This is a genomic window from Bradyrhizobium sp. sBnM-33 (genome assembly GCF_032917945.1).
Lineage (GTDB): Bacteria > Pseudomonadota > Alphaproteobacteria > Rhizobiales > Xanthobacteraceae > Bradyrhizobium.
The window spans coordinates 5,498,848-5,523,933 of record NZ_CP136624.1 but is presented as its reverse complement, the minus strand read 5'-3'; the positions used below and the strand labels follow the sequence as shown (position 1 = coordinate 5,523,933).

General features: G+C 62.4%; 22 protein-coding genes and 1 pseudogene. 12 read left to right on the top strand and 11 right to left on the bottom strand.

Annotated features, from left to right (window positions below; genetic code table 11):
- Positions 1-22 precede the first annotated feature (22 nt).
- Positions 23-967 carry a helix-turn-helix transcriptional regulator gene (locus tag RX328_RS25775; RefSeq protein WP_213253108.1) on the bottom strand — a complete coding sequence of 315 codons (945 nt, stop codon included), beginning with the start codon at positions 965-967 and terminating at the stop codon, positions 23-25.
- A 487-nt stretch (positions 968-1,454) separates the two neighbouring features.
- Between RX328_RS25775 and RX328_RS25770 the strand changes: the two genes are divergently transcribed.
- The gene (locus RX328_RS25770; protein ID WP_213253159.1) at positions 1,455-2,387 is read left to right on the top strand and encodes a helix-turn-helix domain-containing protein; all 933 of its coding nucleotides are present in this window, start codon (positions 1,455-1,457) and stop codon (positions 2,385-2,387) included.
- Positions 2,388-2,415: 28 nt separating this feature from the next.
- Here RX328_RS25770 and RX328_RS25765 read toward each other — a convergent pair whose 3' ends face one another.
- Positions 2,416-3,279 (bottom strand): catalase, encoded by an 864-nt coding sequence (locus tag RX328_RS25765; protein WP_409410853.1) that lies wholly within the window; start codon positions 3,277-3,279, stop codon positions 2,416-2,418.
- A 427-nt stretch (positions 3,280-3,706) separates the two neighbouring features.
- Between RX328_RS25765 and RX328_RS25760 the strand changes: the two genes are divergently transcribed.
- From RX328_RS25760 to hflX, 4 genes are all read left to right on the top strand, one after another.
- Positions 3,707-6,034, top strand: a complete 2,328-nt coding sequence (locus RX328_RS25760; RefSeq protein ID WP_213253109.1) for a sensor histidine kinase NtrY-like — start codon at positions 3,707-3,709, stop codon at positions 6,032-6,034.
- A 17-nt stretch (positions 6,035-6,051) separates the two neighbouring features.
- Positions 6,052-7,422: a sigma-54-dependent transcriptional regulator gene (locus RX328_RS25755; RefSeq protein ID WP_028346102.1), complete on the top strand. Its 1,371-nt coding sequence runs from the start codon at positions 6,052-6,054 to the stop codon at positions 7,420-7,422.
- Positions 7,423-7,735: 313 nt separating this feature from the next.
- Positions 7,736-7,984: an RNA chaperone Hfq gene (gene hfq / locus RX328_RS25750; RefSeq protein WP_006020546.1), complete on the top strand. Its 249-nt coding sequence runs from the start codon at positions 7,736-7,738 to the stop codon at positions 7,982-7,984.
- Between the two features lie 11 nt (positions 7,985-7,995).
- Positions 7,996-9,372 carry a GTPase HflX gene (gene hflX / locus RX328_RS25745; RefSeq protein WP_213253110.1) on the top strand — a complete coding sequence of 459 codons (1,377 nt, stop codon included), beginning with the start codon at positions 7,996-7,998 and terminating at the stop codon, positions 9,370-9,372.
- A 20-nt stretch (positions 9,373-9,392) separates the two neighbouring features.
- Here hflX and mazG read toward each other — a convergent pair whose 3' ends face one another.
- Positions 9,393-10,247 carry a nucleoside triphosphate pyrophosphohydrolase gene (gene mazG, locus RX328_RS25740; protein ID WP_213253111.1) on the bottom strand — a complete coding sequence of 285 codons (855 nt, stop codon included), beginning with the start codon at positions 10,245-10,247 and terminating at the stop codon, positions 9,393-9,395.
- Positions 10,248-10,377: 130 nt separating this feature from the next.
- On the opposite strand from mazG, the gene queC reads away from it, so the two are divergent.
- A complete protein-coding gene (gene queC, locus RX328_RS25735) occupies positions 10,378-11,088 on the top strand; it encodes a 7-cyano-7-deazaguanine synthase QueC (RefSeq protein ID WP_213253161.1) in 711 nt (236 codons plus the stop codon).
- 166 nt (positions 11,089-11,254) lie between these two features.
- Here queC and RX328_RS25730 read toward each other — a convergent pair whose 3' ends face one another.
- The 4 genes from RX328_RS25730 to RX328_RS25715 form a co-directional block, all read right to left on the bottom strand.
- Entirely contained in the window at positions 11,255-11,638 is a 384-nt protein-coding gene (locus tag RX328_RS25730) for a nitrile hydratase accessory protein (RefSeq protein ID WP_213253112.1), read from the bottom strand.
- Complete coding sequence (gene nthB / locus RX328_RS25725; RefSeq protein WP_213253113.1) at positions 11,638-12,297, bottom strand: nitrile hydratase subunit beta; 660 nt, start codon at positions 12,295-12,297, stop codon at positions 11,638-11,640. Before nthB ends, RX328_RS25730 begins: the two co-directional genes overlap by 1 nt.
- Positions 12,297-12,938 (bottom strand): nitrile hydratase subunit alpha, encoded by a 642-nt coding sequence (gene nthA, locus RX328_RS25720; RefSeq protein WP_213253114.1) that lies wholly within the window; start codon positions 12,936-12,938, stop codon positions 12,297-12,299. The genes nthB and nthA overlap by 1 nt, the downstream gene beginning before the upstream one ends.
- Positions 12,939-13,002: 64 nt before the next feature.
- Positions 13,003-14,220: an MFS transporter gene (locus tag RX328_RS25715; RefSeq protein WP_213253115.1), complete on the bottom strand. Its 1,218-nt coding sequence runs from the start codon at positions 14,218-14,220 to the stop codon at positions 13,003-13,005.
- A gap of 151 nt (positions 14,221-14,371) precedes the next feature.
- On the opposite strand from RX328_RS25715, the pseudogene RX328_RS25710 reads away from it, so the two are divergent.
- Together RX328_RS25710 and RX328_RS25705 are read left to right on the top strand one after the other, a co-directional pair.
- Positions 14,372-15,179, top strand: a pseudogene (locus tag RX328_RS25710) (enoyl-CoA hydratase/isomerase family protein).
- 278 nt (positions 15,180-15,457) lie between these two features.
- Positions 15,458-15,835: a rhodanese-like domain-containing protein gene (locus RX328_RS25705; RefSeq protein WP_213253116.1), complete on the top strand. Its 378-nt coding sequence runs from the start codon at positions 15,458-15,460 to the stop codon at positions 15,833-15,835.
- Between the two features lie 103 nt (positions 15,836-15,938).
- Here the strand turns inward: RX328_RS25705 and RX328_RS25700 are convergent, their stop codons facing one another.
- Entirely contained in the window at positions 15,939-17,141 is a 1,203-nt protein-coding gene (locus RX328_RS25700; RefSeq protein ID WP_213253117.1) for a M24 family metallopeptidase, read from the bottom strand.
- A gap of 431 nt (positions 17,142-17,572) precedes the next feature.
- Here RX328_RS25700 and RX328_RS25695 point away from each other — a divergent pair, with 431 nt between their 5' ends.
- The 4 genes from RX328_RS25695 to RX328_RS25680 are packed head-to-tail and all read left to right on the top strand — an operon-like array spanning position 17,573 to position 22,793.
- Entirely contained in the window at positions 17,573-18,592 is a 1,020-nt protein-coding gene (locus tag RX328_RS25695) for a TRAP transporter substrate-binding protein (protein WP_213253118.1), read from the top strand.
- Positions 18,593-18,611: 19 nt separating this feature from the next.
- Positions 18,612-20,510: a TRAP transporter large permease subunit gene (locus RX328_RS25690; RefSeq protein WP_213253119.1), complete on the top strand. Its 1,899-nt coding sequence runs from the start codon at positions 18,612-18,614 to the stop codon at positions 20,508-20,510.
- 29 nt (positions 20,511-20,539) lie between these two features.
- Entirely contained in the window at positions 20,540-22,189 is a 1,650-nt protein-coding gene (locus RX328_RS25685) for an acyl-CoA synthetase (RefSeq protein WP_213253120.1), read from the top strand.
- A gap of 25 nt (positions 22,190-22,214) precedes the next feature.
- A complete protein-coding gene (locus RX328_RS25680; RefSeq protein ID WP_213253121.1) occupies positions 22,215-22,793 on the top strand; it encodes a DUF2199 domain-containing protein in 579 nt (192 codons plus the stop codon).
- Positions 22,794-22,812: 19 nt separating this feature from the next.
- Here RX328_RS25680 and RX328_RS25675 read toward each other — a convergent pair whose 3' ends face one another.
- Genes RX328_RS25675 through RX328_RS25665 form a run of 3 tightly spaced genes read right to left on the bottom strand, consistent with a single transcriptional unit; the run spans position 22,813 to position 25,076 of the window.
- A complete protein-coding gene (locus RX328_RS25675) occupies positions 22,813-23,439 on the bottom strand; it encodes an antibiotic biosynthesis monooxygenase family protein (protein WP_213253122.1) in 627 nt (208 codons plus the stop codon).
- 42 nt (positions 23,440-23,481) lie between these two features.
- Complete coding sequence (locus RX328_RS25670) at positions 23,482-24,288, bottom strand: MBL fold metallo-hydrolase (RefSeq protein WP_213253123.1); 807 nt, start codon at positions 24,286-24,288, stop codon at positions 23,482-23,484.
- Complete coding sequence (locus RX328_RS25665; protein WP_213253124.1) at positions 24,285-25,076, bottom strand: TatD family hydrolase; 792 nt, start codon at positions 25,074-25,076, stop codon at positions 24,285-24,287. The genes RX328_RS25670 and RX328_RS25665 overlap by 4 nt, the downstream gene beginning before the upstream one ends.
- Positions 25,077-25,086 lie beyond the last annotated feature (10 nt).

Sequence of the window (25,086 nt, the reverse complement as noted above, 5' to 3'; positions counted from 1 at the left end):
CGTACCTGTAGAGCGATTGCTGTTACCGAATGCGTCGCCGCCAATCGCTCGGCGTCTCGCCGGTCAGCTTCCTGAATGCCGCAGCGAAGGCGGTCTGGGAGGAATAGCCAAGCGCGGCTGCGACCGAGACGACCGACGCGTCCGTATCCCGCAGCATGTTCATGGCCTGCTCGAGTTGGTGCTGGCGTAGCCAGGCATGCGGCGAAAGCCCCGTACTTTCCTTGAAGGCGCGGCAGAAATGGAAGCGCGACAGGCCAGCATCGGAAGCGAGCGCCGCGAGCGAGACATCCGCGTCGGCATCCGAACGCAAACGCTCGATAGCGCGGCCGAGCACCTTCGGCGACAACCCGCCCATGACCGGCTGGATCGTGGTTGGCGAGCCGGTGTGCGCAGCCAGCAGACGCGTGGCCAGGAGGTCTGTCAGTTGCTGCCTGAACAGCGCATCCAGGGCCTCATTGCCCTCGAGGACATCCGCCGCGCTCAGGAGTAATCGGGATGTAATGGGGTCGGGATGCGCCGTTCGCTCCACGAGATTGGTCGATGTGGCGATGTCGGCTTCGTCGGCAACCCGCTTCAGCGTTGTGTGAGGAAGATAGAGCTGTATGACATCGACAGGCTTCGGGATATCCCATCGGGAGCTTGATCCTTCCGGAATGATTATCAGAACCCCGGGACGAAACGTTCCAATGGCAACCGATCTTCCTGACCGCCGCTCCATGCGCTGAACCGAGCCGTTGTAAGCCATGATGACGTGGTGGGTCATGGGCTCGACGACGTCGTGCAATGGCTCATGTTTCCAGTGGGCGATCCCAGCACCGGAGGGGTCCAAAGCCATGCGGAGTGGTTTGGTGTGGAGCACGCGTGCCATCTCCGCATCGGCAGTACGGGACTCGGCGCTCGGCGAAGGATCCGCGTCCGACGCGGTGTGGGAATTTTGCGAAGAATTGCGCAGGATTGGCTTGCTCATGACAGTTGCTCGCTTGAAGGGGTCTTTCGCTCGCGCCGCCGGGCCTGACTTGCGGTGCTGACGCGAAGCTGTTGCTTCCTGTCTGCCCGTACTGATGCCGCCAAGCGTCGTGAGCTTTCGGTGCGCGTTCTAGGCGCGTCGAACTACGGGGTCTTTCCCAAAGCGGCCGTGCTTTGCCTGATCTTGCTGCAAGCGGTCATCAAGCGTTTGTGACCCGCGTCGCGCTCAACGAAAGCGCAGGGGCGGCCTCTGCCGTCGAATGAGGCAATCGGCCGCTACCAATGCGTGTACTTGAGCGGGAGTGTTGCGAATGGACAACAGCGCTGCCACTCCAGAGCAAGCTGTTGAGCTTTGCGTCACAAAACTGAGGACGTAGCGGCCTCGCCAAACGTCGTAGACGGCCGCGCGGCGAAAGCAGATAATATGCATGCATTTCGCTGACGGCGATGAGCGGCACTTTCCGACTTCACAAGTGAGATCGACGCATATGGCACAGGCGGGCGCGTTCGGCGCGAGGCTCGGGCAATTCCTGCACCTGAAGGATGCGCCGCCGTCGCTGGTCACGCGTTCACTGCGCGGCGTCGAACTTGCGGTCACCGAAACCCGCGACGATAACCCCGTGCCCGGCCTGTCCGGCTCGCTGACATCCGAGGATGCCTTTCTCGTCAGCCTGAAGCTTCACGATTATCCGGACTGCGAGCTCTGGGAGCGCGGCAAGTGCATCATGAAGAGGGATGTCCGGGCAGGCGCAACCTATCTGTACGATCTCAAGCGCGATCCGCGTTATGTGATCGACAAGCCCTTTCATTCCCTGTTTTTTCACCTTCCGCGCTCGGCGCTCGACCGCATCGCTGAACAGTCCGGCGCGCCGCGCATTGGCGATCTTGCGTGTGAGATCGGCGTCGGCCACGACGACACGGTCATCCGTCATATCGGCGCCTCGTTCCTGGAAGGATTACGGCGGCCGTCCGAGGCCAACCAGCTTTTCATCGATCACATGATGCTCGCGCTCACCGCGCACGTTGCCCAGACCTATGGCGGACTGCGGCGCAATACCGAGCTGGCCCGCGGCGGCCTTGCGCCGTGGCAGGTGAAGCGCGCCTGCGAAAGACTGGAGGCCGACCTCGGCGGGACACTTTCGTTGCAACAGATCGCGGCTGAATTCGATCTCTCGGTCAGTCACTTCTCGCGCGCCTTTCGCATCTCCACCGGCCTGCCGCCGCACCAGTGGCTGCTGCGCCAGCGTGTGAAGGCGGCCAAGCAGCTGATGACGGTTCGCGACCTGCCGCTGTCCGAAATTGCGGTGTCAGCGGGGTTCGCCAATCAGAGCCACTTCACGCGGGTGTTTACCTCCGTGATCGGCGTCAGCCCGGGAGTGTGGCGCCGCGAAACGCAGGGCGCGCCGGAAAGCGAAGCGTGATCGGAGCCACGGCAACAGCCTCGTCCGCTCAGCGACGCCGTGTCTGTGAGATAGCGTAGGCGGCGCGGCGGGCCGCAAACATCTCGTCTGACGGATGACCGATGCCTTCGGCCAGGGTTGCCGGGTTGAAGACGGGTTCATCGCACGCATCGTTTGCTTCAACACCGGTGATCACGATGGTTCCCAGCCGCACCGCCTCGCGTCCGGCCTCATCGGGCCATCGGATGGTCACGTCCATGACGGGGTCGCCCGGACGATCCAGCAGCGCCATCACGCTGAACCTCATATCGCGAGCCGCGATCCGGGATTCGAGGTCGTCGTGCAGGAACTCGGCAGGCTTTGCCCCGGCCGCTGCCTCGGGCTGCGTCGCCTGTTCGCCGACCGGCGTGACCTTGAACTTGATGAACCGTGTCTCACCTTTTGAATTCGTGGCGGGAAACGCGTGCACGCCCCAATAGGTTGTGCAGGCAAAGCTTGCGGGCGGCGGATGCGCGGCGATGTAGTTTGCTTGATGCAGCGTCTCGGGATTAGCAGCTGAGAATGCCTCGACCTTTTCCACGTCCGGCTTGCCGTCCGGTCCTGGAATGCGCGCTCGGAGGAAAGCCAGCATCTGGTCAAGCGTCCTCGCGAAATGAACCGGGGCGCTCTGCGTGAAGATCTCCGAGCGCTGGCCATCACTGCCGAGCCGGAAGCTGAAGCCGCGCAGCAACAGGTCGGTCGTGCCCGGGCCTCGCTCCACCGAGAAGCGCGCCAGCACGCGCGATGGCTTGGTGAAGCTACAGGATTTCGTGATCTCCTTGGCCTGATCCGATGGGGCATAGGTGCCGCGAACGCATCGGCCCCTGGTAAAGCTAGCACGTGCCTTTGGCGGAAGACCGGCTACCCGCTTCATGGCGGCGACGATGGATGCGGGGCGGGCAGGGCCGCTCGGGAACTTGGGCAGGACGGGACCTCGGGTTCGAACGTCGATGCACGTCTCTTGCGCAGGACAGTTTGGGCGTCTTTCCCGAATCCCCCATGCCTTGTCCGATTCTGCGACAAAGCTTGCCGATGGCAGCCTCTCCGATGTGTCACCATTTCGCACGAACTCAGTCCGCTTCTCGCCGCGAGCCTGCGAGCAGTCTCGGCATCGCATGTAAAGTGAGGACCGCATTGGCGATTCGGTATTTTGGCAATTTTACCACTTACCGGAAGAGAATTGCGGTAAGCGATTGAAAAGACGAGCATCTTACTGATGCCGCATTTCAGCAACATTGTGATATGAATGCATCAGTCCGCAACAGGCGGGCCTAAGCTCTTTCAGCTCACCGATTGCCGGAATGACCACCGCAGACACCTCGGCACCACCGTTCGATCCATCACGTACCGAATCCGGAGGGGGGATCCTGCGGAAATGGGTGGCGCCGTTTGCGGTCGGGATCGCGCTGCTGTCGGCATTCCTGACCTTCATCGTCCTGAGCGGCCTGACGCCGATCGAGCCGACCCGCCACGTCGTCTATTCGTTCCTGCTGATCAACACGGCGACCATCCTGTTGCTGGTCGGGATCATCATCCGCGAGATCTGGCAGGTGATCCAGGCACGGCGCCGAGGCCGGGCAGCGGCAAGGCTACATGTGCAGATCGTCAGTCTGTTTTCGATCATCGCCGTGCTGCCAGCGGTGCTGGTTGCCATTATCGCCAATGTTACCCTCGATCGCGGTCTCGATCGCTTGTTTTCGGGACCGACGCGAGCGGCGATCGAGAATTCGCTTAACGTTGCCCATGCCTACGTCAATGAGCACGCCTCCCTGATCAATGGCGACATTTTGGGGATGGCCAACGATATCGCCAATGCGCGGCCGCTGTTCGACCAGGACCGAAGCACGTTTCGCGAATTGCTGACGGCAAGTGCTGCAGCACGCAATTTGCCAGGTGCAATGCTGATCGACAGGGATCGCAATGTCCTGGAGACCGCACAGACCGGTATTCGGCAGGAATTCACGACGCCGCCGCAGGACTTCCTCAGCAACGTCGATGAAAACAAGCCGGAGATCGCAGTCTTCCCGGAAGAGAACTACGTCGCCGCGGTCATTCGTCTGCGCGCGTTCAGCGACACGTTCCTCTACGTCGCGCGTCTGCTCGATCCGCGGGTGGTCGGCCAACTCAAGCAGACCCAGGCCAACGTAGCGGAATACGCCGCGATCGAATCCCGAAGACTCGGTATCCAAGTCACTTTCGCGCTGATGTTCGCTGTGATTGCGCTAACGATCCTGACCGCATCTGTGCTGATCGGCTTGAATTTCGCCAACTGGCTGGTGGCGCCAATTCGCAACTTGATGAGCGCGGCCAATATCGTTTCGACCGGCGATCTGCATGTCCAGGTGCCGGTCCATAAATCCGAGGGCGACCTCGCCCAACTCGGCGAGACCTTCAACAAGATGACTGCCGAATTGCGCACCCAGCGCGACGAGCTGGTCAGCGCCTCGGACCTGATCGACAGCCGCCGTCGTTTCATCGAGGCGGTGCTGTCCTCGGCCAGCGCCGGCATTATCGGCGTCGACGCCTCGGGTAGCGTCGGAATTCTGAACCGCTCGGCCGAGAAACTAATCGGCCATGCCGAATCCGAGACGCTGGACCATCCGCTGTCGGACGTGCTGCCCGAGCTCGACGACATGATGAAGACCGCTCGCGAGGGTACGCAGCGCCTGGTGCAGGGCCAGATCACGATCATGCGCGACGGCCATGAGCGCAACCTGTCGGTCCGTGTCAGCGCCGAGCAGACCAGCCACTCGCGCGATAGCTACATCATCACGCTCGACGACATCACGGAGCTCGTCTCCGCGCAACGTACCTCGGCGTGGGGCGACGTCGCGCGCCGCATCGCCCATGAGATCAAGAATCCGCTGACGCCGATCCAGCTTTCTGCAGAACGCATCCGCCGCAAATTCGGCAAGGTCATCACCGAAGACAAGAACATCTTCGAACAATGTACCGAAACCATCGTGCGGCAGGTCGACGACATCAGGCGGATGGTTGATGAATTCTCCCGCTTCGCGCGCATGCCAAAGCCGGTCATGGAAGGCGAGGACGTCGCCGATACCGTGCGGCAGGCGGTATTTCTGATGAAAGTCGGGCATCCCGATCTCGATATCGAGGCCGATATCAAGCAGGACCCGATGCGTGCGCAGTTCGACCGCCGGCTGATCTCACAGGCGCTGACCAACATCATCAAGAACGCGACCGAGGCGATCGAGCAGGTGCCGCCGGAAGAACTCGGCAAGGGACGCATCGACGTCATCGCCGCGCGCGAGAACGACGACATCGTGATCGACGTAATCGACAATGGTATCGGCCTGCCGAAGGTGAGCCGCGCGCGGTTGCTGGAGCCCTATGTGACTACGCGCCAGAAGGGCACCGGTCTCGGGCTCGCCATCGTCGGCCGCGTCTTGGAAGACCATGGCGGCCGCATCGAGCTCAAAGACGCTTCCGATTTTCGCCCCGGACAGCGCGGCGCCTGGATGCGGCTGCGGTTCGCCGTATCCGGCCATGCGCCGAGGGCCGACGTGAAGCAACCGGCTGCAGAGGCAAAACCACAGATTGATGAAACCAATAAGGCGGCATCCGCGACCAATGATGAAACAAAAACCGAAGCCGCAACAGGCAGCTGACAAGGCAGGTGTAACCCATGGCCAGTGACATTCTGATTGTCGACGACGAAGCCGATATTCGTGACCTCGTTGCGGGCATCCTGGAAGACGAAGGCTTCAATACCCGCACCGCACGCGACAGCGATTCGGCGTTGGCCGAGGTCGCCAACCGCCGCCCGCATCTGGTGTTTCTCGATATCTGGCTGCAGGGCTCCAAGCTCGACGGCCTGCAACTGCTCGAGCAAATCAAGAAGGAGCATGCCGACGTTCCGGTCGTGATGATCTCCGGCCACGGCAACATCGAGACCGCGGTGGCAGCGATCAAGCGCGGCGCCTATGACTTCATCGAAAAGCCGTTCAAGTCCGACCGGCTGATCCTGGTAGCGACGCGGGCGCTGGAGACCTCGCGCCTCAAGCGCGAGGTGAAGGAACTCAAGCAACTAGCTCCCACCGCGAGCGTTCTCACCGGACGCTCGGCCTGCATGAACCAATTGCGCCAGACCATCGACCGCGCGGCCAAGGCCAACAGCCGTATCCTGATCGTCGGCCCTTCCGGTTCGGGCAAGGAACTGGCAGCGCGCACGCTGCACAATGCATCGAGCCGTGCAGAAGGCCCGTTCGTCGTCATCAACGCCGCGGCGATCACCCCGGAACGGATGGAAGTCGAGTTGTTCGGCATCGAGCAGACGAACGGCGAGCAGCCGCGCAAGCCTGGTGCGTTGGAAGAGGCACACGGCGGCACGCTGTTCATCGACGAGATCGCCGACATGCCGCGCGAAACCCAGAACAAAATCCTGCGCGTGCTGGTCGATCAGACCTTCCAACGCTCAGGAGGCGCCGCCAAGATTCATGTTGACGTCCGAATCATCTCCTCGACCGCGCGCAATCTGGAGGAGGAGATCGCGGAAGGGCGTTTCCGCGAGGATCTCTACCATCGACTGTCCGTGGTGCCGATCCGTGTTCCCCCGCTGTCGGAACGCCGCGAGGACATCCCCGAACTGATCGACTATTTCATGGATCAGATATCGGCGGCGACGGGCTTGCCGAAACGGCAGATCGGCCAGGACGCAATGGCGGTATTGCAGTCCCACGTCTGGCCCGGCAACGTCCGCCAGCTCCGCAATAATGTCGAGCGCGTCATGATTCTGGCCGGCGGCGGCCCGGAAGCGATCATCACCGCCGATATGCTGCCTCAGGATGTCGGCTCGATGGTGCCGGCGATGCCGACCAGCAACAATGGCGAGCACATCATGGGCTTGCCGCTGCGCGAGGCGCGGGAAGTGTTCGAGCGCGACTACCTGATCGCGCAGATCAGCCGGTTCTCGGGCAATATTTCGCGTACGGCCGAATTCGTCGGCATGGAGCGTTCGGCGCTGCACCGCAAGCTCAAGGCGCTGGGCGTTGGCTGAGGCTGATTGAATCTCTATTGAATCTCTTATGCGATACGAATCGAACGCGCCCCCAACGCAATGGTGTCTCTCCGATCCATGCATCTGCTTGGGAATATTTATCTCTTTCCGGACACTTGCGGAGAATGGCCACTGGGTTCCGCGCCGGTGGCGCCCGAACCGGCTTGCCTATTAACCCCGCGTACCCTCTAATTGTGCTGCCAAGCCGACCGGAGGGGGATCTCAGGGTAGGCCGGCAGGTCGGGGGGCAGGCTCCGCGAGAGAGCAACAACCGGCTTAATAAAAAGAAGCACAAGACGGCGGGACAAAAACAATGGCGGCAGACCGCGCACAAAACCTACAAGACACCTTCCTAAATCACGTTCGTAAAACAAAAACGCCACTGACGATCTTTCTGGTCAACGGGGTAAAGCTGCAGGGGATAGTCACCTGGTTCGACAATTTCTGCTTGCTGCTTCGGCGCGACGGCCACTCGCAGCTAGTCTACAAGCATGCGATCTCGACCATCATGCCTGGCGCTCCGATCCAGTTGTTCGAGGGCGGCGAGGATGCTCCGGCTTGAGAGTGAACTGATTGGAACCCTTCGACCGTGAAGGGAGCGCCGACCGTCCGCGGTCGGCGGGGGCCAAACAAAGCGGGCGGGTGATCGTCATCGGCCCATATCTGCGAATGCGCCGCGGCGATGCTGATGCGCAGGCGAACGAGGCTGCGCGCGATTTCGAGGCCCGGCTCGAGGAAGCGACGGGTCTGGCGCGCGCCATCGACCTCACGATCGCCGACGCGCTGATTGCGCCAGTGACCCAGATCCGTCCAGCGACTTACCTCGGCAAGGGCAAGGTCGAGGAGATCACCGGCCTGATCGCGGGCCATGACATCGAACTTGTCGTGATGGATTGCGCGCTGTCGCCGATCCAGCAGCGCAACCTCGAGAAGGCCTGGAACACCAAGGTGCTCGACCGCACCGGACTGATTTTGGAAATTTTCGGCCGCCGCGCCAAGACCAAGGAGGGCGCGCTGCAGGTCGAGCTTGCGCACCTGAATTATCAGCGCAGCCGTCTGGTGCGGTCCTGGACCCATCTGGAGCGCCAGCGCGGCGGTTTCGGCTTCATGGGCGGCCCCGGCGAGACCCAGATCGAGGCCGACCGCCGCCTGATCGGCGACCGCATCACGCGGCTGGAAAATGAACTGAAGAAGGTGCAGGCGACGCGGCGGCTGCATCGCGCCGGCCGGCAGCGCGTGCCATATCGCGTGGTGGCGCTGGTCGGCTACACCAATGCCGGCAAATCGACCCTGTTCAACCGGCTCACGCGTGCCGACGTGCAGGCGGCCGACATGCTGTTTGCGACGCTGGATCCGACCTTGCGCGCGCTGAGCCTGCCACATGGCGGCAAGGCGATGCTCTCCGATACTGTCGGATTCATCTCCAACCTGCCGACGCAGCTCGTCGCTGCCTTCCGCGCCACGCTGGAAGAGGTGCTGGAGGCCGATATCATTCTCCACGTGCGCGACATTTCGCATGAAGACGCGGAGGCGCAGGAGCGCGACGTTGATGCCGTGCTGCGTCAGCTCGGCATCGATCCGGATGCCGGTGCACGTATCCTCGAGGTCTGGAATAAGATCGATCGCTTCGATCCCGAAGAACGCGAGAACCTGCGCAACATCGCCGCGCGCCGCCCGCCGGAGCGGCCATGTTTCCTGGTCTCCGCCGCGTCAGGCGAGGGGATCGATGCGTTGCTGACCGCGATCGAGGACCGCTTGGCGGCGACGCGCACGACGCTCGACCTCTCCATCGACGCTTCCGACGGCGCCGGCATCAGTTGGCTGCATCGAAATGCCGAAGTGCTAAACAAAGAGCTCCGCGACGGACGCTTCGACATGACGGTGCGCGTCGATGAGACCAAGCGCGACATCGTGGTGTCGCGGTTTGATGCCGTGCCGAGGGTCGCGTAATTATCGCGCGAACGCGCACTCTATCTTCGATCACTTCGCGCTGAGGCTGATGCGGCCGGCTGTTCAGCTTCCTTGGCCTCGTCCCACAACGCATCCATTTCGGCGAGGGTTGCGTCCTCAAGCGAGCGGCCTTTGGCCGCCAGCACGCGCTCGATATAGGCAAAGCGGCGCTCGAATTTAGCGTTAGTGCCACGCAGCGCGGTTTCGGGATCGGCGCCGACGTGCCGCGCCAGATTGACCAGCGCGAACAGGAGATCGCCGGTTTCGGCCGCGAGTTCGTCAGGCTTGCCGTTGTCCAGGGCTGCTTCGATCTCGTCAGCCTCCTCACGAATCTTGTGCAGCACCGCGCGGGGATCGTTCCAGTCGAATCCGACGGTCGACGCCTTGCGCTGCAATTCCATCGCCCGCGTCAGCGCCGGTTGACCCGCCTTGATGCTCGACAGCAGCGATTTGTGCGTGGTGTCCTCCGTCGGCCGCCGTGCCGCGCGTTCGGCCTTTTCCTCGGCCTTTATGCGCTCCCAGGCGCTCTTGACGCCAGCGGGAGCGATGTTGCCGTCCTTATCGGCGAATACATGCGGATGACGGCGTATCAGCTTGCCTGTGATCGCCTCAACGACGTCGCCGAAGGCGAAGGCGTTTTGCTCTTCCGCCATGCGGGCGTGGTAGACGACCTGCAGCAGGAGATCGCCGAGTTCCTCGCGGAGATCATCGAGATCGCCGCGTGCGATCGCGTCCGCCACCTCATAGGCTTCTTCGATGGTGTAGGGCGCGATGGTCGCAAAGTTCTGTTCGAGGTCCCACGGACACCCCGTGACCGGCGTGCGCAACGCCGCCATGATCTCGATGAGGCGGGAAATATCGCGGGAAGGGGTCATGGGATTTCCGTCGCTTGGAGGGGCAGGCCGCTTTATGCCGCAAGCGGTCGACCGATCCCAGCGGAACAGGCCAAAATCGAGGCAATTTCCACCGGTTGGCCTGAAGCCGCGGGAGTGCTAATTGCCCGTCATGAGCGACCAATCATTGTCCGAAACCGCGCTGGTGCTGTTTTCCGGCGGGCAGGACTCCACCACCTGCCTGGCCTGGGCCTTACAGCGCTTCGCCCGCGTCGAAATGCTCGGCTTCAGCTACGGCCAGCGCCACGCGATCGAGCTGGAATGCCGCGACCGGCTGCTGTCCGGCCTGAAATCGTTGCGACCGGATTGGACGGCAAAGCTCGGCGAGAGCCACACGCTGGAAATCCCGACGCTGGCCGAAATTTCCAATACCGCGCTGACGCGTAACGTCGCCATTGCCATGGGCGCTGATGGCCTGCCCAATACGTTCGTGCCCGGCCGTAACCTGGTGTTTCTCACTTTCGCCGCGGCGCTGGCGTATCGACGCGGCATCGGCCACATCGTCGGCGGCATGTGCGAGACGGATTACTCCGGCTATCCTGACTGCCGCGACGAGACCATCAAGGCGCTGCAATCGGCGCTCAATCTCGGCATGGCCAAGAACTTTGAGCTGCATACACCGCTGATGTGGCTCGACAAGGCTTCGACCTGGAAGCTCGCGCACGACCTCGGTGGAGCAGGGCTGGTCGACCTGATCCGCGAACACTCTCACACCTGCTATCTCGGTGAGCGCGGCGCGCAGCACGATTGGGGCTATGGTTGCGGTGAATGCCCGGCCTGCGCGCTGCGGGCGAAGGGCTGGCGGGAGTATGTGGGGGCGTAATGTACGCGCCGCACACTCAGTTGTCGTTACCCGCCTTGTGCGCAATTGCGCACTGGGGCGGGTGACCCAGTATTTCCAGAGACAGTAGCAATTGAACCGAGAAGCCGCGGCGTACTGGCTCTCCGCATGCGCGGGGATGACGTCCTAGTGTGGGCGATAGCGACCGCTAGCCAAAATCCTCCGCTCTCAACTCGATCGGCGCGCCGTGCGGGGTGCGGTCGGCGGCATGGTCCCAGGCGTCGCGGTAGCGATGCAGAACATCCGATGTGGTGACGCCTTTGGCGGCGACGAGCGTTTCCAGCGTCGCGAGCCAATGCCGGTAGTAGGTTTCGCCGGTATCAGGATCGCCTTCAGCCTGCGCGCGCTTGATTTGCGCGCCCAGCGTCTCCGCCCATTCCTTCCAGGTGAAGACGCCGGCCTCATGCAACGCCAGCGCCATGGCGAAGGCGCGCGCCTCCCACGGCTCGCGAAACACCGGGCCGTCTTCATCGCGCGGCACGCCGGGGACAGCAACCGCCGCCCGCATCGCCTGTTGCGGGGTTAAATCCATCACGGGCGCTCCAGATAGGATTCCCAGGCGTCGACGGAGACGCTCAGCGTCGGGTCGCCGTCCTTGCCCCACAATTCCGGCCCATCGAACCTGACGGTATAGAGCCATTGCGGGTCTTCACCTTGACCGAGCGAGTTGGTGTCTGGGAAGACGTGGCAACCGTGGTTGAGCTCGATGGTGCCGAGGTGGCCACGGACATATTGCGGTAGCCGGGTATGCGTCACGGGATGGATATCCTTCATCCGCACGGTCTCGCCGACCGCGAACATCGCAGGCGCTTTCGGCTCGCGCTCGGTCGGGCCGCCGCGGCGGATCGCCGGCGTGACTTCATCTGGAGCGATCGGCTTGACGCCAGGCTTAGGCGGCGACAGCACCTTGCCGGCCTCGATCTCCTCGCGCGTCACCAGCCCGCGCTCGATCATCAGCGTTTCCAGCCCGGCCAGCCAAAGCTCGAAGTAGCTCTTGCTGAGGTAATCCTCGGGCGGCCGGTTCTCGCGCGCAAACCGCGACATATCGATGTTCCAGCCGCCTGGGCGCGCCATAGCAACTGTCAGCGCAAAGGCGCGACGCTCCCAGTCAGCATGAAACACCGGCTCGTTCGGCTCGGGCACAACAGGCCCAAAACCCTTCGCGCCGCCCATGTCATGCGCGCCGTCCATCAGCCAATCTCGCTAGGTTGTTTCGGCAGCCCTGTGCCGATCATGCTGTCGCGGGTGACGAGTTCGGCGAGCTGTTCTTCGCTCCAGCCCTCGGTACCCTCAGGCCGCATCGGCAGCACGAGGTAACGGATTTCGGCTGTGGAATCCCAGACCCGGATTTTGGTGGTGTTCGGCAGCGTCACGCCGAAATCCTTCAGCACGCCGCGCGGATCGGAGACGGCACGGGAGCGATAGGGCGCGGATTTGTACCAGACCGGCGGAAGCCCCAGCACGGGGTGCGGGTAGCAGGAGCATAGTGTGCACACGACCATGTTGTGCTGTTCGGGCGTGTTTTCCACGACGACCATATGCTCGCCCTGGCGGCCGGAATAGTCGAGCTCGGCAATCGCAGCCGTTGCATCTTTCATCAGCCGTTCGCGATAGGCGGAATCGCTCCACGCCTTGGCCACCACGCGAACACCGTTGCGCGGTCCGATCTTCTTTTCGTAAAGATCGATCAGGAGGTCGAGGGAGGCCGGATCGACATAGCCTTTCTTGGTCAAGATCGATTCAAGCGCCCGCACACGCAGCTCAGTCTCCGATAGTTCGGAGTGGTCGTGATCGTGGTGGTGGCCGTGGTGGTCGTGATCATGGTCGCTCATGCCCTGAGGATAGGCGCAAAATCCGGGCTATGTCGAGGCAGGGACTCTCATTGTAGGCCGCCCTTTAAGCCGGCTGCAGCCGCTCGCGCGATCGCGGCGGCAGTGGCGGGAAGGTCAGCGCAATCGCCATCGCGCCGAGGCCTACGCTGAACGCGCCGATGTAAAGCCAGCGGTAATCGTGGAAGGTATCGAAGATCATGCCGCCGGCCCACGGTCCAAGCGCCATGCCGAGGCTTGATACCATGGTGGCCGCGCCAAACACCGTTCCCATGATCCGCGGGCCGAAATATTCGCGCGCCAGCACGGCATAGAGGGGCATCACGCCGCCATAAGCCGTTCCGAACACGATCGCGAGCGCGTAGAACTCGCCGAGTTTGCTGACATAGAGATAAGTCCCAATCGCCAGCGCCTGCACCAGGAGACCGCCGATCAAGACGCGCTTCGCGCCCAGGCGATCGGCGAGCACGCCAAGCAGGAGGCGGCCGCCGAGCCCGGACAATCCTTCCACGCTGTAGATGCTGACCGCCGTCATTGCCGGGATCCCGCAAAGCATCGCGTAGCTGACCATATGGAAGATCGGTCCGGAATGCGCGGCGCAGCACGCGAAGAAGGTCAGCGCCAGCACCAGGAATTGGGGCGAGCGAAGCGCGTCCGCGACCGACCATTCCGCGCCCAGATCGCTGCCAGCGCCCGTCGCCGGCAAGGCGGATGGGCGCGGCACCGGGGGCTGTCGGACCAACAGCGCGGCCGGTATCAGCAAGGCCCACGCCATCAGGCCCACAATCATCATCGCGGTACGCCAATCATAGGTCGAGATCAGCCAGCGCGCGAATGGCGAGATCGTCATCGGTGCCACGCCCATGCCTGCAGATACCAGCGAGACGGCGAGGCTGCGGTTGTTCTCGAACCACACCGTCGCCGCTGCGATCATCGGCGCGAAGAAAGCACCTGCGGCAAGCCCAACGAGAATGCCATAGGTGAGCTGGAATTCGATTAGCGATGTCGCGCGGCTGGCGAGAAATAGACCCAGGCCGAGGAGGAGGGCGCCGCTCAGGACAACAGGGCGCGTGCCAAACCTGTCGCTGGCGGCTCCCCAAGCGAAGCCCGCAATGCCCATGGTCAGGAAATCGATGGTCATCGCACCCGAAATTCCGGCGCGCGACCATCCCGTTTCCGTCGAGATCGGTTCCAAATAGACGGCCAGCGAGAACATGGCGCCGATGCCGATGCATGTCATTAACGCGCCGACGCCAACGATCACCCAGCGATATGATGGTCCCATCTGCAAAATGCTCCTTGTTCGCCTCCGATCCGCGCCGAGCGGATGCGATGGTTTCGCGAACAAAGACGAATAGGAACCGACGAAGGATTCAGGTTCGCCGAAATTCTTTCTGGTCTAAACTTTCGAAAAGTGACGGACAGGGAGCGATGGATTGACCGGATTTGTGACGATTGAAAAAGGCCTCGGGCCGGACGACCGTATCGCTGTCGTGCGCTTCGACCGCGGCGACGGCATCAATGCGCTGTCGCCGGAAGCGCTGCGCCAGCTCACCGACGCCGCCCGCAGTTTTGAGGATGATGGCGACACCTCGGTCGTGGTGCTCACGGGCGGCGCCAAATCCTTCAGCGCCGGTTTTGACCTGAAGGACCCCGAAGGCCGCTCGCGCAAGACCATGGATCTCGGCGCCTTGCGCCGGCACTTAAAGCTCGGGCCGCGGCTGACCCGGGCCTGGCAGGATATGGAGCAGATCACGATCGGCGCCATCGAGGGCTTTTGCGTCGGCGGCGGCGTGGCGCTCGCAGTGGCGCTGGACTTCCGGGTGATGGCCCGCGACGCCCATATGCGCGTGCCGGAGATCGGGCTCGGCATGAACATGAGCTGGCAGAGCGTGCCACGCATGCTGCATTTGATGGGACCGGCGCGCACCAAGCAGGCGGTGATCCTGGCTGATCAGCGCATCACCGCTGCCGAGGCTTACGAATGGCGTCTGGTGGAGGAGGTGGCCGATCCCGGCAAGGCCTTCGATGCCGCGATGGTGCTCGCCGCCAAAATCGCCGCGCAGCCGCCGCTATCCGTCGCCATGACCAAGCTAACGATCAATCGCCTTGCGCACGCGCTCGATGATCTCGCCAGCCACATGGACGTCGACCAATTCGCGCTGGCGAGCATGACCGAGGATCACAAGGAAGGCCGTCGCAGCGTTTCTGGAGCGACGCAAGCCGAAGTTCAGGGGGAAATAGCGCGAACAGTTTGGATGTGCGAACGGGCCACCAACCAAGCTGCTGCAAAAGATGAGGATTTTCGCGGTGTGCTGGCGTCAGCAAAGGGGTGGAATTTGCTGCGACAAGCAGTGGGATTGCCACACCCAAAAATATAGCGCAGCATCCTTCGATTGCATGATCGAAATTAAAATGGGATGGGCTATTAGCCCCTTGCAACCTGCGAGCATTGCGTGCCTTGCGGGAGCTTAGATTTAGAACACCGCCGCGCTGGCGAGCCCACATATGGAGAAGGCCCAATGAAAACTGTACAAACGATGCTCGCCGAAGCCGATGCGGAAGTCCCGCGCATCAGTCCCGATGAAGCTAAGGGATTGCTGGGAAGGACCGATGTGCTTTTCCTCGATGTTCGGGAGCCGGCGGAAGTCACTGCCTCGGGAAAAATTCCGGGTGCCGTCGCCGTACCGCGCGGCCTCGTGGAATTCCGGGCGGATCCTGCCTCAGCGCTGCACGATACGGCCTTCGACCGGACCAAGATGGTTGTTGCTTACTGCGCATCCGGCGGGCGTTCCGCGCTGGTCGGAAAGACGCTGAAGGATATGGGCTACGACAACGTACGCAATCTCGGCGGCTTCAAAGGCTGGTTGGACGCAGGCGGAGACGTGGAAAAGGGGTGAGCCGCAAAGCATCGCTGAAACGAAGAATCTCACGCCCGCGACAGTCCACTGCGCTGGCGTGAAGTCCGGGCCTTTGTTGATCTCAAGAGGCACACGAATGGCCTCACCGCGCCACCGCGCTGCCGCCGACATTCCAGCCGCGGCTGCCTTCGCCGAAGATCTCGTAGCCTGTTGCCGTCACTGCGACCGTGTCTTCGAGCTTGATGAAGCCGCGGCGCGGATGTTTCATCGTCGTCTCGATCGACACCACCATGCCGGTCTCCAAGGGCCGGCGCGCGTCCGCGTCATCATAGGGAATGGGGCCTTTGGCCGTCAGGCGAGGGGCCTCGTGGCTTACTAGCCCCATGCCGTGCGCCAGGAAGTCGGTGCAGTCGCGCTGGCTCGACTGCGCGAGCCGCTTTTCCGCCGCAGCATAGATATCGCCGCCCATCGCGCCCGGCCGAACTGCGGCGAATGCCGCCCGCTGGATGGCTTCGATTTCCGCCAGCAGGTCCTTCAATTCGCTGTCCGGTTCGCCCAGCACGGCCATCCGCGCGAGGTCGCCAATATAGCCGTGATAGTTGCCGCCGGAATCCAGCGACAGCACGTCCCCGGTTTGCCAGCGGTCTGCGGAAGGCGCCCGGTTATGGCTGGCGCCGCAGGCCAGCAGGCAATACTCGAAAGTCAATCCGCGTTTGACCTCTGCGATCCTCAACGCGTCGAAAAGCTGCTGCTTGGTAGTACCCGGGCCGTGGCTAGCGATCACCTCGTCCATGGATTCGATCACCAATTCCGAGGCCTTCTTCAGCTTGGCCAACTCTGCCGGCGATTTCACGGCGCGCAACCGCTCCAGCACCAGCAGCGCATCCTTGATCTCGCTACCGGGCAGGGCGTCCGAAAGGGCCCTGCCGGCGTCCATCGGCAGGAATGGCATCTCCACGCCGACCCGCTTCATCGGCACAGCCGCCTCCTTGATCAGGCCCGCCCCGAGCGAAATGGCGTCCACCGAACCGTTGCCCTCGGTGCGGACCTGCGGAACCCACAGCGGCGCCACGGCCCGCTGGTGCGTTTCCAGCCGGTGCCCGATATAGGCCGCTTTGTCGGGCGCGCCCTTCGGGTAGATCAGGACGGGCAAGTAACGGCTGATGCCGAGCGCGTCCATGTAGTCGAAGAAAATCGCCCGCTCGGCGTCGAGCAGGTACTGAACGTTGTGCTTGGAGGTGGCGACCAGGATATCGAGTCCAGCCGCCTCCATAAGGGAATCGAGCTTGGCGGTGTCGAATGGAATGGCGCGAGATTCGGTCGGACGACTGACACGTTCCTGCATGATGAACCTCCGTTGCGGCCGGCTTGAACCAACCGGCCTCGGGGCTTTGTGTTTCGCCTGGAGCCGCATTGTGGGTGGGAAGCGGGGGTTCGTACCAGCGATGAAATCAGCGGGGCTCCAATGCAGATTGGTGAACACTGGCTGCTGACGGCCAAACACCCCGAATTCGCATAAGGTATATTATGGAATATCTATATCTACAATTAGATCAAATATTTAGCCGGATATGCTGGCAAATTCAGTCAGCTCTGAGACCAAAACGGCCGCCTTGGGCGCCATGACATTCCTGATCTGCTGCCTCCCGGCCATTCCTATTGCCGACACTTGCTGACGCTGCAATAAGCGCGCGAATGCGGCGATCGCTGATGATCCCGTGGACCGCAGGTCCGTGTCTCGGACCTCAAGAACAATAACTCTCAAGGGAGAATGAGATGAGCTTTTCACGACGCACGCTTCTTAGGGCATCCGCTGCGTCAGCGGTTTTGGGCGGCATTGGCGCGCCGTTGGTGGCGCGGGCCCAGACCGCCGAATTTACCTACAAATACGCCAACAATCTTCCGGACGGCCATCCGATGAACGCTCGCGCCAAGGAAATGGCGGCGGCGATCAAGGCCGAGACCAATGGCCGGTTCGACCTGCAGATTTTCCCGAACAACCAACTCGGTTCCGATACCGATATGCTGAGCCAGATCAGGTCCGGCGGGGTCGAGTTTTTCACGCTGTCGGGATTGATTCTGGCGACGCTGGTGCCGGCGGCGTCCATCAGCGGCATCGGCTTCGCATTCCCGGATTACGATACGGTCTGGAAGGCCATGGACGGGGGCCTGGGCGCCCATATCCGCGGCGAGATCACCAAGGCGAACCTCGTGGTGATGGACAAGATCTGGGACAACGGTTTCCGCCAGACCACATCCTCGACCAAGCCGATCAACGGCCCGGATGACCTCAAGGGCTTCAAGATCCGGGTGCCGGTGTCACCGCTCTGGACCTCCATGTTCAAGGCGTTCGATGCAGCGCCCGCCTCCATCAATTTCAGCGAAGTCTATTCGGCGCTGCAGACCAAGATCGTCGAGGGCCAGGAAAATCCGCTGGCGATCATTTCGACGGCAAAACTATTCGAAGTGCAGAAGTTCTGTTCGCTGACGAACCACATGTGGGACGGATTCTGGTTCCTGGCGAACCGCCGCGCCTGGGAAAAGCTGCCTGAGGATATCAGGACAATCGTCGCCAAGAACATCAATGCGGCGGCCATCAAAGAGCGCGAGGACGTCGCCAAGCTGAATGCCGGGCTGCAGCAGGAATTGGCCGGCAAGGGTTTGACCTTCAACCAGCCCAACGTGACGCCGTTCCGCGACAAGCTGCGCTCGGCCGGCTTCTACGCGGAATGGAAAGGTAAATACGGCGACCAGGCCTGGGAGCTGCTCGAGAAATCCGTGGGCAAGCTGTCCTAAGCGCATGTGAGGGGCCGTCGTGGCTCATGCCGAACTGAGTGAAATGGTTGGCGGTGAGGTGGCTCAGCCCCCTCGCCGCCGTTCGTTGCTGGCTTCGATCGAACAAGCCCTGGGAATGCTGGTCGAGCTTCCCGCAGCGCTGCTGGTCGTCGCCGAAATCATCATCCTGTTTGCCGGCGTGGTGGCGCGCTACGCGCTGCATCGGCCGCTGATCTGGTCTGACGAGCTGGCCTCAATCCTGTTCCTGTGGCTCGCCATGCTCGGCGCCGCGGTTGCGTTCCGCCGCGCCGAGCATATGCGGATGACGGCGGTAGTCGCTAACGCGAAGCCCGCGATGCGTGCCTATCTCGATCTGGTGGCGACAGCAGCCGCCCTGGCGTTCCTGATCCTGATTGCCTGGCCGGCCTATGAATACGCCTACGAGGAAAGCTACATCACCACGCCGGCGTTGCAGATCCTCAATAGCTGGCGTGCCGCGGCGCTACCGGTCGGGATTGCGCTGATGGCGCTGTTTGCTCTCCTGCGTCTGGCCCGCGTCGGCAACGTTCGCATGGTGCTGGGCGCGATCCTGTCGGTCGCACTCGTCATCGGGATATTCTGGCTGCTCAGGGGCTCGCTCAAGCCGCTCGGCAACCTCAATCTGATCATCTTCTTTGTCGGCGTGGCCGGCTTCTGCGTCTTCGCCGGTGTACCGATCGCGTTCGGCTTTGGCTTGGCGACCTATGGTTATCTGGCACTGACCACGGGCACGCCGCTGATGGTGCTGGTCGGCCGCATGGACGAAGGCATGAGCCACCTCATCCTCCTGTCGGTACCGCTGTTCGTGTTCCTGGGCCTGCTGATCGAAATGACAGGCATGGCGCGTGCGATGGTGGCGTTCCTGGCAAGCCTGCTCGGCCATGTCCGCGGCGGGCTGCATTACGTGCTGGTCGGGGCGATGTACCTGGTATCGGGCATCTCGGGCTCCAAGGCCGCCGATATGGCTGCCGTGGCGCCGGTGCTGTTCCCGGAAATGAAGGCGCGGGGTGCCAAGCCGGGCGATCTGGTCGCCCTCCTCTCCGCGACCGGCGCGCAGACCGAGACCATTCCGCCGAGCCTGGTGCTGATCACCATCGGCTCGGTCACGGGAGTATCGATCGCGGCGCTGTTCACCGGCGGCCTCCTGCCGGGCCTGGTGCTGGCGATCACGCTGTCGGCACTGGTGTGGTGGCGTTACCGGAACGAGGATCTGCGGCACGTCACGCGGGCGAGTGTCACCGAGATCGTCCGCGCGTTTGCCATCGCCCTGCCCGCCATCGCGCTGCCGTTCGTGATCCGTTACGCCGTGGTCGAGGGCATTGCGACCGCAACCGAGGTTTCCACCATCGGCATCGTCTATGCCTTTATTGTCGGCTACCTGATTTACGGTCTCTTGATCTACCGCAATTTCGACTGGCGGCGGATCGTGCCAATGTTGGTTGAGACCGCGTGCCTGTCGGGCGCGATCTTGCTGATCATCGGCTGCGCTACCGGCATGGCCTGGGGCCTCACACAGTCCGGCTTTTCGCGGACGTTGGCGGCCGCCATGACCGGCCTGCCCGGTGGCTCGGCAACGTTCATCGCGGTCTCGATCGTGGCCTTCGTGATCCTGGGCAGCGTGCTCGAGGGCATTCCGGCGATCGTACTATTCGGGCCGTTGTTGTTTCCGATCGCGCGGGCGGTCGGCGTACACGAGGTCCATTATGCGATGATCGTTATTCTCGCTATGGGTATCGGGCTATTCGCGCCGCCCTTCGGAGTAGGCTATTATGCAGCTTGCGCCATCGGGCGCGTCGATCCGGCCGAGGGTATCCGGCCGATCTGGGGCTACCTGTTGGCGCTGATGGTCGGCCTGATTATCGTGGCGATCTTCCCGTGGATTTCCATCGGGTTCCTGTAAGTCAAATTTTTGTAGATGGGACACAGCCAATGAGCGCAGCCCACAACCAGTATTCGATCGGATTGGACAAGACGCCGGCGAATTACGTACCGCTGACGCCGCTGAGCTTCCTTGCCCGCAGCGCCGCTGTTTATCCCGATCACGTCAGCACAGTCTACGAGGGCCGCAGCTTTACCTGGGCTGAGACCTACGAGCGCTGCCGGCGCTTTGCGTCCTGGCTCGCTGGGCGGGGTATTGGTGTCGGCGACACGGTCGCGGCGATGCTGCCCAACGTACCCGCCATGAACGAGGTGCATTTCGCCGTGCCGATGGCCGGTGCCGTCCTGAACGCGCTGAACATCCGGCTCGACGCACCCTCAATCGCTTTCCAGCTCGACCATGGCGGCGCGAAGATCATCCTGGTCGATCCAGAATTCGCCGGCGTGATTGCGGAAGCGATGACGCTGATGAAGGGGCCAAAGCCTTTCGTCGTCGATGTCGACGACGCGGCGTTTGCAGGCGGCAAACGGATTGGTGAGATCGAATACGAGGCGGCGGTCGCGGCCGGCGATCCGGGCTTCGTCGCCAGGTTGCCCGCCGACGAATGGGACGCGATTGCGCTCAGCTATACCTCGGGCACCACGGGCAATCCGAAAGGCGTCGTGACCCATCACCGTGGCGCCTACCTCAACGCCATCAGCAACATCCTGGCGGGCACCCTCGGCCAGCATCCGGTGTACCTGTGGACCCTGCCGATGTTCCACTGCAACGGCTGGTGCTTCCCGTGGACTGTTGCGGCCTCGGCCGGCACCAATGTCTGCCTGCGCAAGGTCGATCCGGCAAAAATCTTTGAGCTGATCCCGAAGCACGGCGTCACCCACATGTGCGGTGCGCCGATCGTCTACAACACGCTGATCAACGCGCCCGGTGCGCCCAAGGGCGACAAGGCGCGCCGCGTGGTCGGTTTGATCGCGGGTGCAGCGCCGCCGGTCGCCGTGCTGGAAGGAGCCGAAAGCATCGGCATCAAGCTGACGCACGTCTATGGCCTGACCGAGGTCTACGGCCCCGCTTCCGTCTGCGCCGAGCAGCCGGGCTGGGACGAACTGCCTCCTGACCAGCGCGCGCAGCTCAAGCGCCGGCAGGGCGTGCCCTACCCGCTGGAAGAAGCCGTCACCGTGCTCGACCCCAAGACCATGCAGGAGGTGCCGCGCGATGGCGAAACCATCGGCGAGGTGATGTTCCGCGGCAATATCGTGATGAAGGGCTATCTGAAAAACGAGAAGGCGACGCAGGAAGCCTTCGCCGGCGGCTGGTTTCACACCGGCGATCTCGGTGTGCTCGACGAGCACGGTTACGTCATCATCAAGGACCGCTCCAAGGACATCATCATCTCCGGCGGCGAGAATATCTCTTCCGTCGAGGTCGAGGACGTCCTCTACAAGCACCCGGCCGTGCTGTTCGCGGCCGTGGTCGCAAAGCCCGATCCCAAATGGGGCGAAGTGCCCTGCGCTTTCGTCGAGCTGAAGGAAGGCGCCAAGGCGACGGAGGCCGAGATCATAGCTTTTTGCCGCAGCCACATGTCCGGCTTCAAGACGCCCAAGGCAGTGGTGTTCGGCCCCATCCCGAAAACGTCCACCGGCAAAATTCAAAAATTCATGCTGCGCAACCAGGTGGAGTCGGCGAAGGCGATATCGGCGTGATGCGGGCCAACAGGGCGTGAGACCGATGCAGGATTTGGCCAACGACCCGCGCTGGCGTCGTCTATGGGATAGTCCGTGGTCCTGTAGTATCTGCGGCGAAACGCATTATGGCTTGATTGACCTGGCGTGCGGCAAACCCGCACAATGGCCAGGTAGTGAGGACAAGGCGCCCAACAGCGCTCTTGATCTCAGTGGCGACTTCCTTTCTGAAGATTTCTGTGTGCTGGAGGGGCAGCATTTCTTTGTGCGTGCGGTGCTCGAACTGCCGATCCGGGGCAGCGGCGGGCAACAATTCGGCTTCGGTGTGTGGGCGACGCTGTCACGCGAGAACTTTGCGCGCTACATTACGGCATTCGATAACGGCGAATGCGACGAACTCGGTCCATGGTTCGGGTGGTTCTCCAATCGGCTTGAAGGCTATCCCGATACGCTGAACCTCAAATGTCAGGTTCATCCAGTGAGTGGACGACAGCGACCGCGCGTGTTGTTGGAGCGCACTTCCCATCCTCTTGCCGTTGAGCAGCAGAGCGGCATCACCTTCGATCGACTGCTTGAGCTCTATGCCATCAACGGCCACGACATAAGGACTTCGCTCGGCGACTGAGTGTCATTCACGCTCCTTCTTATACTCGTTTTGCAGGCGGGTAGTATTGCGGCACCTCAGTGCGTTCGAACATGCCGTAATCGCGCATGACCTCGAAAACGCGGAAATACTCGGTTGTCGGATCAGCAAACAGCCTGGCGCCGAATTCGATGCCGGCTTGATCGTTTGGTAGATCGATCAGGTGCGCGAAGTGCCCCTCACGATAGACGCTTGCGAAAGCGTCACGGCGCCATTCGGTCGCTGCCGGTAGCGTGGCATTTTTCGATTCAGCCGCCAGCACATAAGTCGGCTTGCGCCTTGCGGGATCGTTGTAGGGCGTGCGCCGCTCGGGTTGCCAGATCGGCTGCCCGGGCTTTGCTTCGTGGATCACTTGGGCGACCCGGATGCGATAGTCCGAAAATATCTTCTCGCGGCCGATTGCCTGAACATCGTGATGGTGAGCATGGGCCCGCCACGCCGTCAGGGTCCCCTCGTCCTGCCATATCTGATACGACAGCAGCAGGTCTTCCCGTGTCAAACTCCTGAAGCGATCGATGAAGAGGCAGCCACCCATCGCCTCAAGCTCAGGCTTTAGCGAGGCTGCAAGATCGAGATATTGATCGCGGTGCCCGGGCCTTGTCTGGACTTCAAAGAACAGGCCAATCATCGACGTTCCTCCGCGTCCGGCGATCAGACTTGCGCCGCAGGCTCAGCCTGCGCTGTTCAGCGTCAGCCGCAAGCCATCATAGGCGGGGATCACGCCAGGCGGCAGGCTCTGGCGTAATACCTCGTAGTCGAGGTCGGAATGCATGTTGGTCATGACGGCCTGCTTCGGCTTGAAGCGCTCGATCCACGACAGCGCGTCGTTGACGCTGAAATGGCTGGGATGCCCGGCGTAGCGCAGCCCGTCAACGATCCAGAGGTCGAGGTTTTCGAGCGCCGGCCAGCTCTCCTCGGGAATGTCGTGGAGATCGGGCGTGTAGGCGGCGGCCCCGATGCGGAACCCAAGCGCGGGAATCTTGCCGTGCTGAACCAGGAACGCAGAGAGTTTCAGCGGCCCGCCCCTCCCCTCGGTGGTGTGGCTCTCGCCCGCTTCGATCGAATGGCGCGTCAGGATCGGCGGATAATCGCTGCCTTCCGGCGAGATGAAGCAATAGGAGAACCGCGCCATGATGTCTTTGGCGGTCGACTGGTTGAAGTAGACGGGAATGCGGCGGCGCTGGTGCAGCACGACCGAGCGCAGGTCGTCGATGCCATGGGTCTGGTCGGCGTGCTCATGGGTCAAAAACACCGCGTCGATGTGATCGACTTCGGCGTCGATCAACTGCTCGCGCAGGTCAGGTGAGGTGTCGATCAGGATCCGCGTGGTGCCGTGCGCACCCGTGCGCTCGACCAGCAGCGAGCAACGGCGGCGTCGATTCTTCGGATTGTTGGGATCGCAGGCGCCCCAGCCGAGCGCCGGGCGGGGCACACCGGCGGAGGAGCCGCAGCCGAGGATCGTCAGCGTCAGCGTCATGCCGCGACTTTCGGCGCGGGGACTTTGGAGAACAGGCGGAAGAAGTTTTCGGTCGTCTGCCGGGAAATCTCTTGCAGCGAGACGCCGCGCGTTTCCGCCAGCACTTTGGCGACTTCGACCACGTAAGCCGGCTCGTTGCGCTTGCCGCGAAACTTGCCGGGCGCCAGATAAGGCGAGTCGGTTTCGACCATGATGCGATCAGCGGGCAGTTCGGCCGCAAGCTCGCGCAATGCCTCGGATTTCTTGAACGTCAAAATGCCCGTGAACGAGATCGACAGACCCAACGCAATCGCCTTCATCGCGAGTTCGCGGCCACCGGTGTAGCAATGGAGCACCGCCCGGAACGGTCCCTTTGCCACCTCGTCTTCGAGGATGCGGCCGCAGTCCTCGTCGGCGTCGCGGGTATGGATCACTAGCGGCAGGCCCGTGGCGCGCGCGGCCGCGATATGCGCGCGAAAGCCGCGCTCCTGCGCCTCTCGCGAACCGTGCTGGTAGAAATAATCCAGCCCCGCCTCACCGAGCGCCACGACCTTCGGGTGCTTGGTTAGCTCGATCAGCTCGCTTGTGGGAATGCCATCTTCCTCATCGGCCTGATGCGGATGGGTGCCGACCGAGCAATAGACGTTGGGGAACCGCTCGGCGACGGCGAGCAGTCCGCCGAGCCGCTTCACCCGGGTCGAAATCGTGATGATGCGGCCGATCCCCGCGGCCTCGGCACGCGCAACGATGGCGTCGAGATCATCGGCAAAATCCGGGAAGTCGAGATGGCAATGGCTGTCGACGAGCATGGCTTGCAAA

What these genes read in the sequence shown, in the direction of transcription:
- RX328_RS25775 (WP_213253108.1), bottom strand. Translation starts at nt 967, where the DNA reads ATGAGCAAGCCAATCCTGCGCAATTCTTCGCAAAATTCCCACACCGCG.
- RX328_RS25770 (WP_213253159.1), top strand. Translation starts at nt 1,455, where the DNA reads ATGGCACAGGCGGGCGCGTTCGGCGCGAGGCTCGGGCAATTCCTGCAC.
- RX328_RS25765 (WP_409410853.1), bottom strand. Translation starts at nt 3,279, where the DNA reads ATGAAGCGGGTAGCCGGTCTTCCGCCAAAGGCACGTGCTAGCTTTACC.
- RX328_RS25760 (WP_213253109.1), top strand. Translation starts at nt 3,707, where the DNA reads ATGACCACCGCAGACACCTCGGCACCACCGTTCGATCCATCACGTACC.
- RX328_RS25755 (WP_028346102.1), top strand. Translation starts at nt 6,052, where the DNA reads ATGGCCAGTGACATTCTGATTGTCGACGACGAAGCCGATATTCGTGAC.
- hfq (WP_006020546.1), top strand. Translation starts at nt 7,736, where the DNA reads ATGGCGGCAGACCGCGCACAAAACCTACAAGACACCTTCCTAAATCAC.
- mazG (WP_213253111.1), bottom strand. Translation starts at nt 10,247, where the DNA reads ATGACCCCTTCCCGCGATATTTCCCGCCTCATCGAGATCATGGCGGCG.
- queC (WP_213253161.1), top strand. Translation starts at nt 10,378, where the DNA reads ATGAGCGACCAATCATTGTCCGAAACCGCGCTGGTGCTGTTTTCCGGC.
- RX328_RS25730 (WP_213253112.1), bottom strand. Translation starts at nt 11,638, where the DNA reads ATGGATTTAACCCCGCAACAGGCGATGCGGGCGGCGGTTGCTGTCCCC.
- nthB (WP_213253113.1), bottom strand. Translation starts at nt 12,297, where the DNA reads ATGGACGGCGCGCATGACATGGGCGGCGCGAAGGGTTTTGGGCCTGTT.
- nthA (WP_213253114.1), bottom strand. Translation starts at nt 12,938, where the DNA reads ATGAGCGACCATGATCACGACCACCACGGCCACCACCACGATCACGAC.
- RX328_RS25715 (WP_213253115.1), bottom strand. Translation starts at nt 14,220, where the DNA reads ATGGGACCATCATATCGCTGGGTGATCGTTGGCGTCGGCGCGTTAATG.
- RX328_RS25705 (WP_213253116.1), top strand. Translation starts at nt 15,458, where the DNA reads ATGAAAACTGTACAAACGATGCTCGCCGAAGCCGATGCGGAAGTCCCG.
- RX328_RS25700 (WP_213253117.1), bottom strand. Translation starts at nt 17,141, where the DNA reads ATGCAGGAACGTGTCAGTCGTCCGACCGAATCTCGCGCCATTCCATTC.
- RX328_RS25695 (WP_213253118.1), top strand. Translation starts at nt 17,573, where the DNA reads ATGAGCTTTTCACGACGCACGCTTCTTAGGGCATCCGCTGCGTCAGCG.
- RX328_RS25685 (WP_213253120.1), top strand. Translation starts at nt 20,540, where the DNA reads ATGAGCGCAGCCCACAACCAGTATTCGATCGGATTGGACAAGACGCCG.
- RX328_RS25680 (WP_213253121.1), top strand. Translation starts at nt 22,215, where the DNA reads ATGCAGGATTTGGCCAACGACCCGCGCTGGCGTCGTCTATGGGATAGT.
- RX328_RS25675 (WP_213253122.1), bottom strand. Translation starts at nt 23,439, where the DNA reads ATGATTGGCCTGTTCTTTGAAGTCCAGACAAGGCCCGGGCACCGCGAT.
- RX328_RS25670 (WP_213253123.1), bottom strand. Translation starts at nt 24,288, where the DNA reads ATGACGCTGACGCTGACGATCCTCGGCTGCGGCTCCTCCGCCGGTGTG.
- RX328_RS25665 (WP_213253124.1), bottom strand. Translation starts at nt 25,076, where the DNA reads ATGCTCGTCGACAGCCATTGCCATCTCGACTTCCCGGATTTTGCCGAT.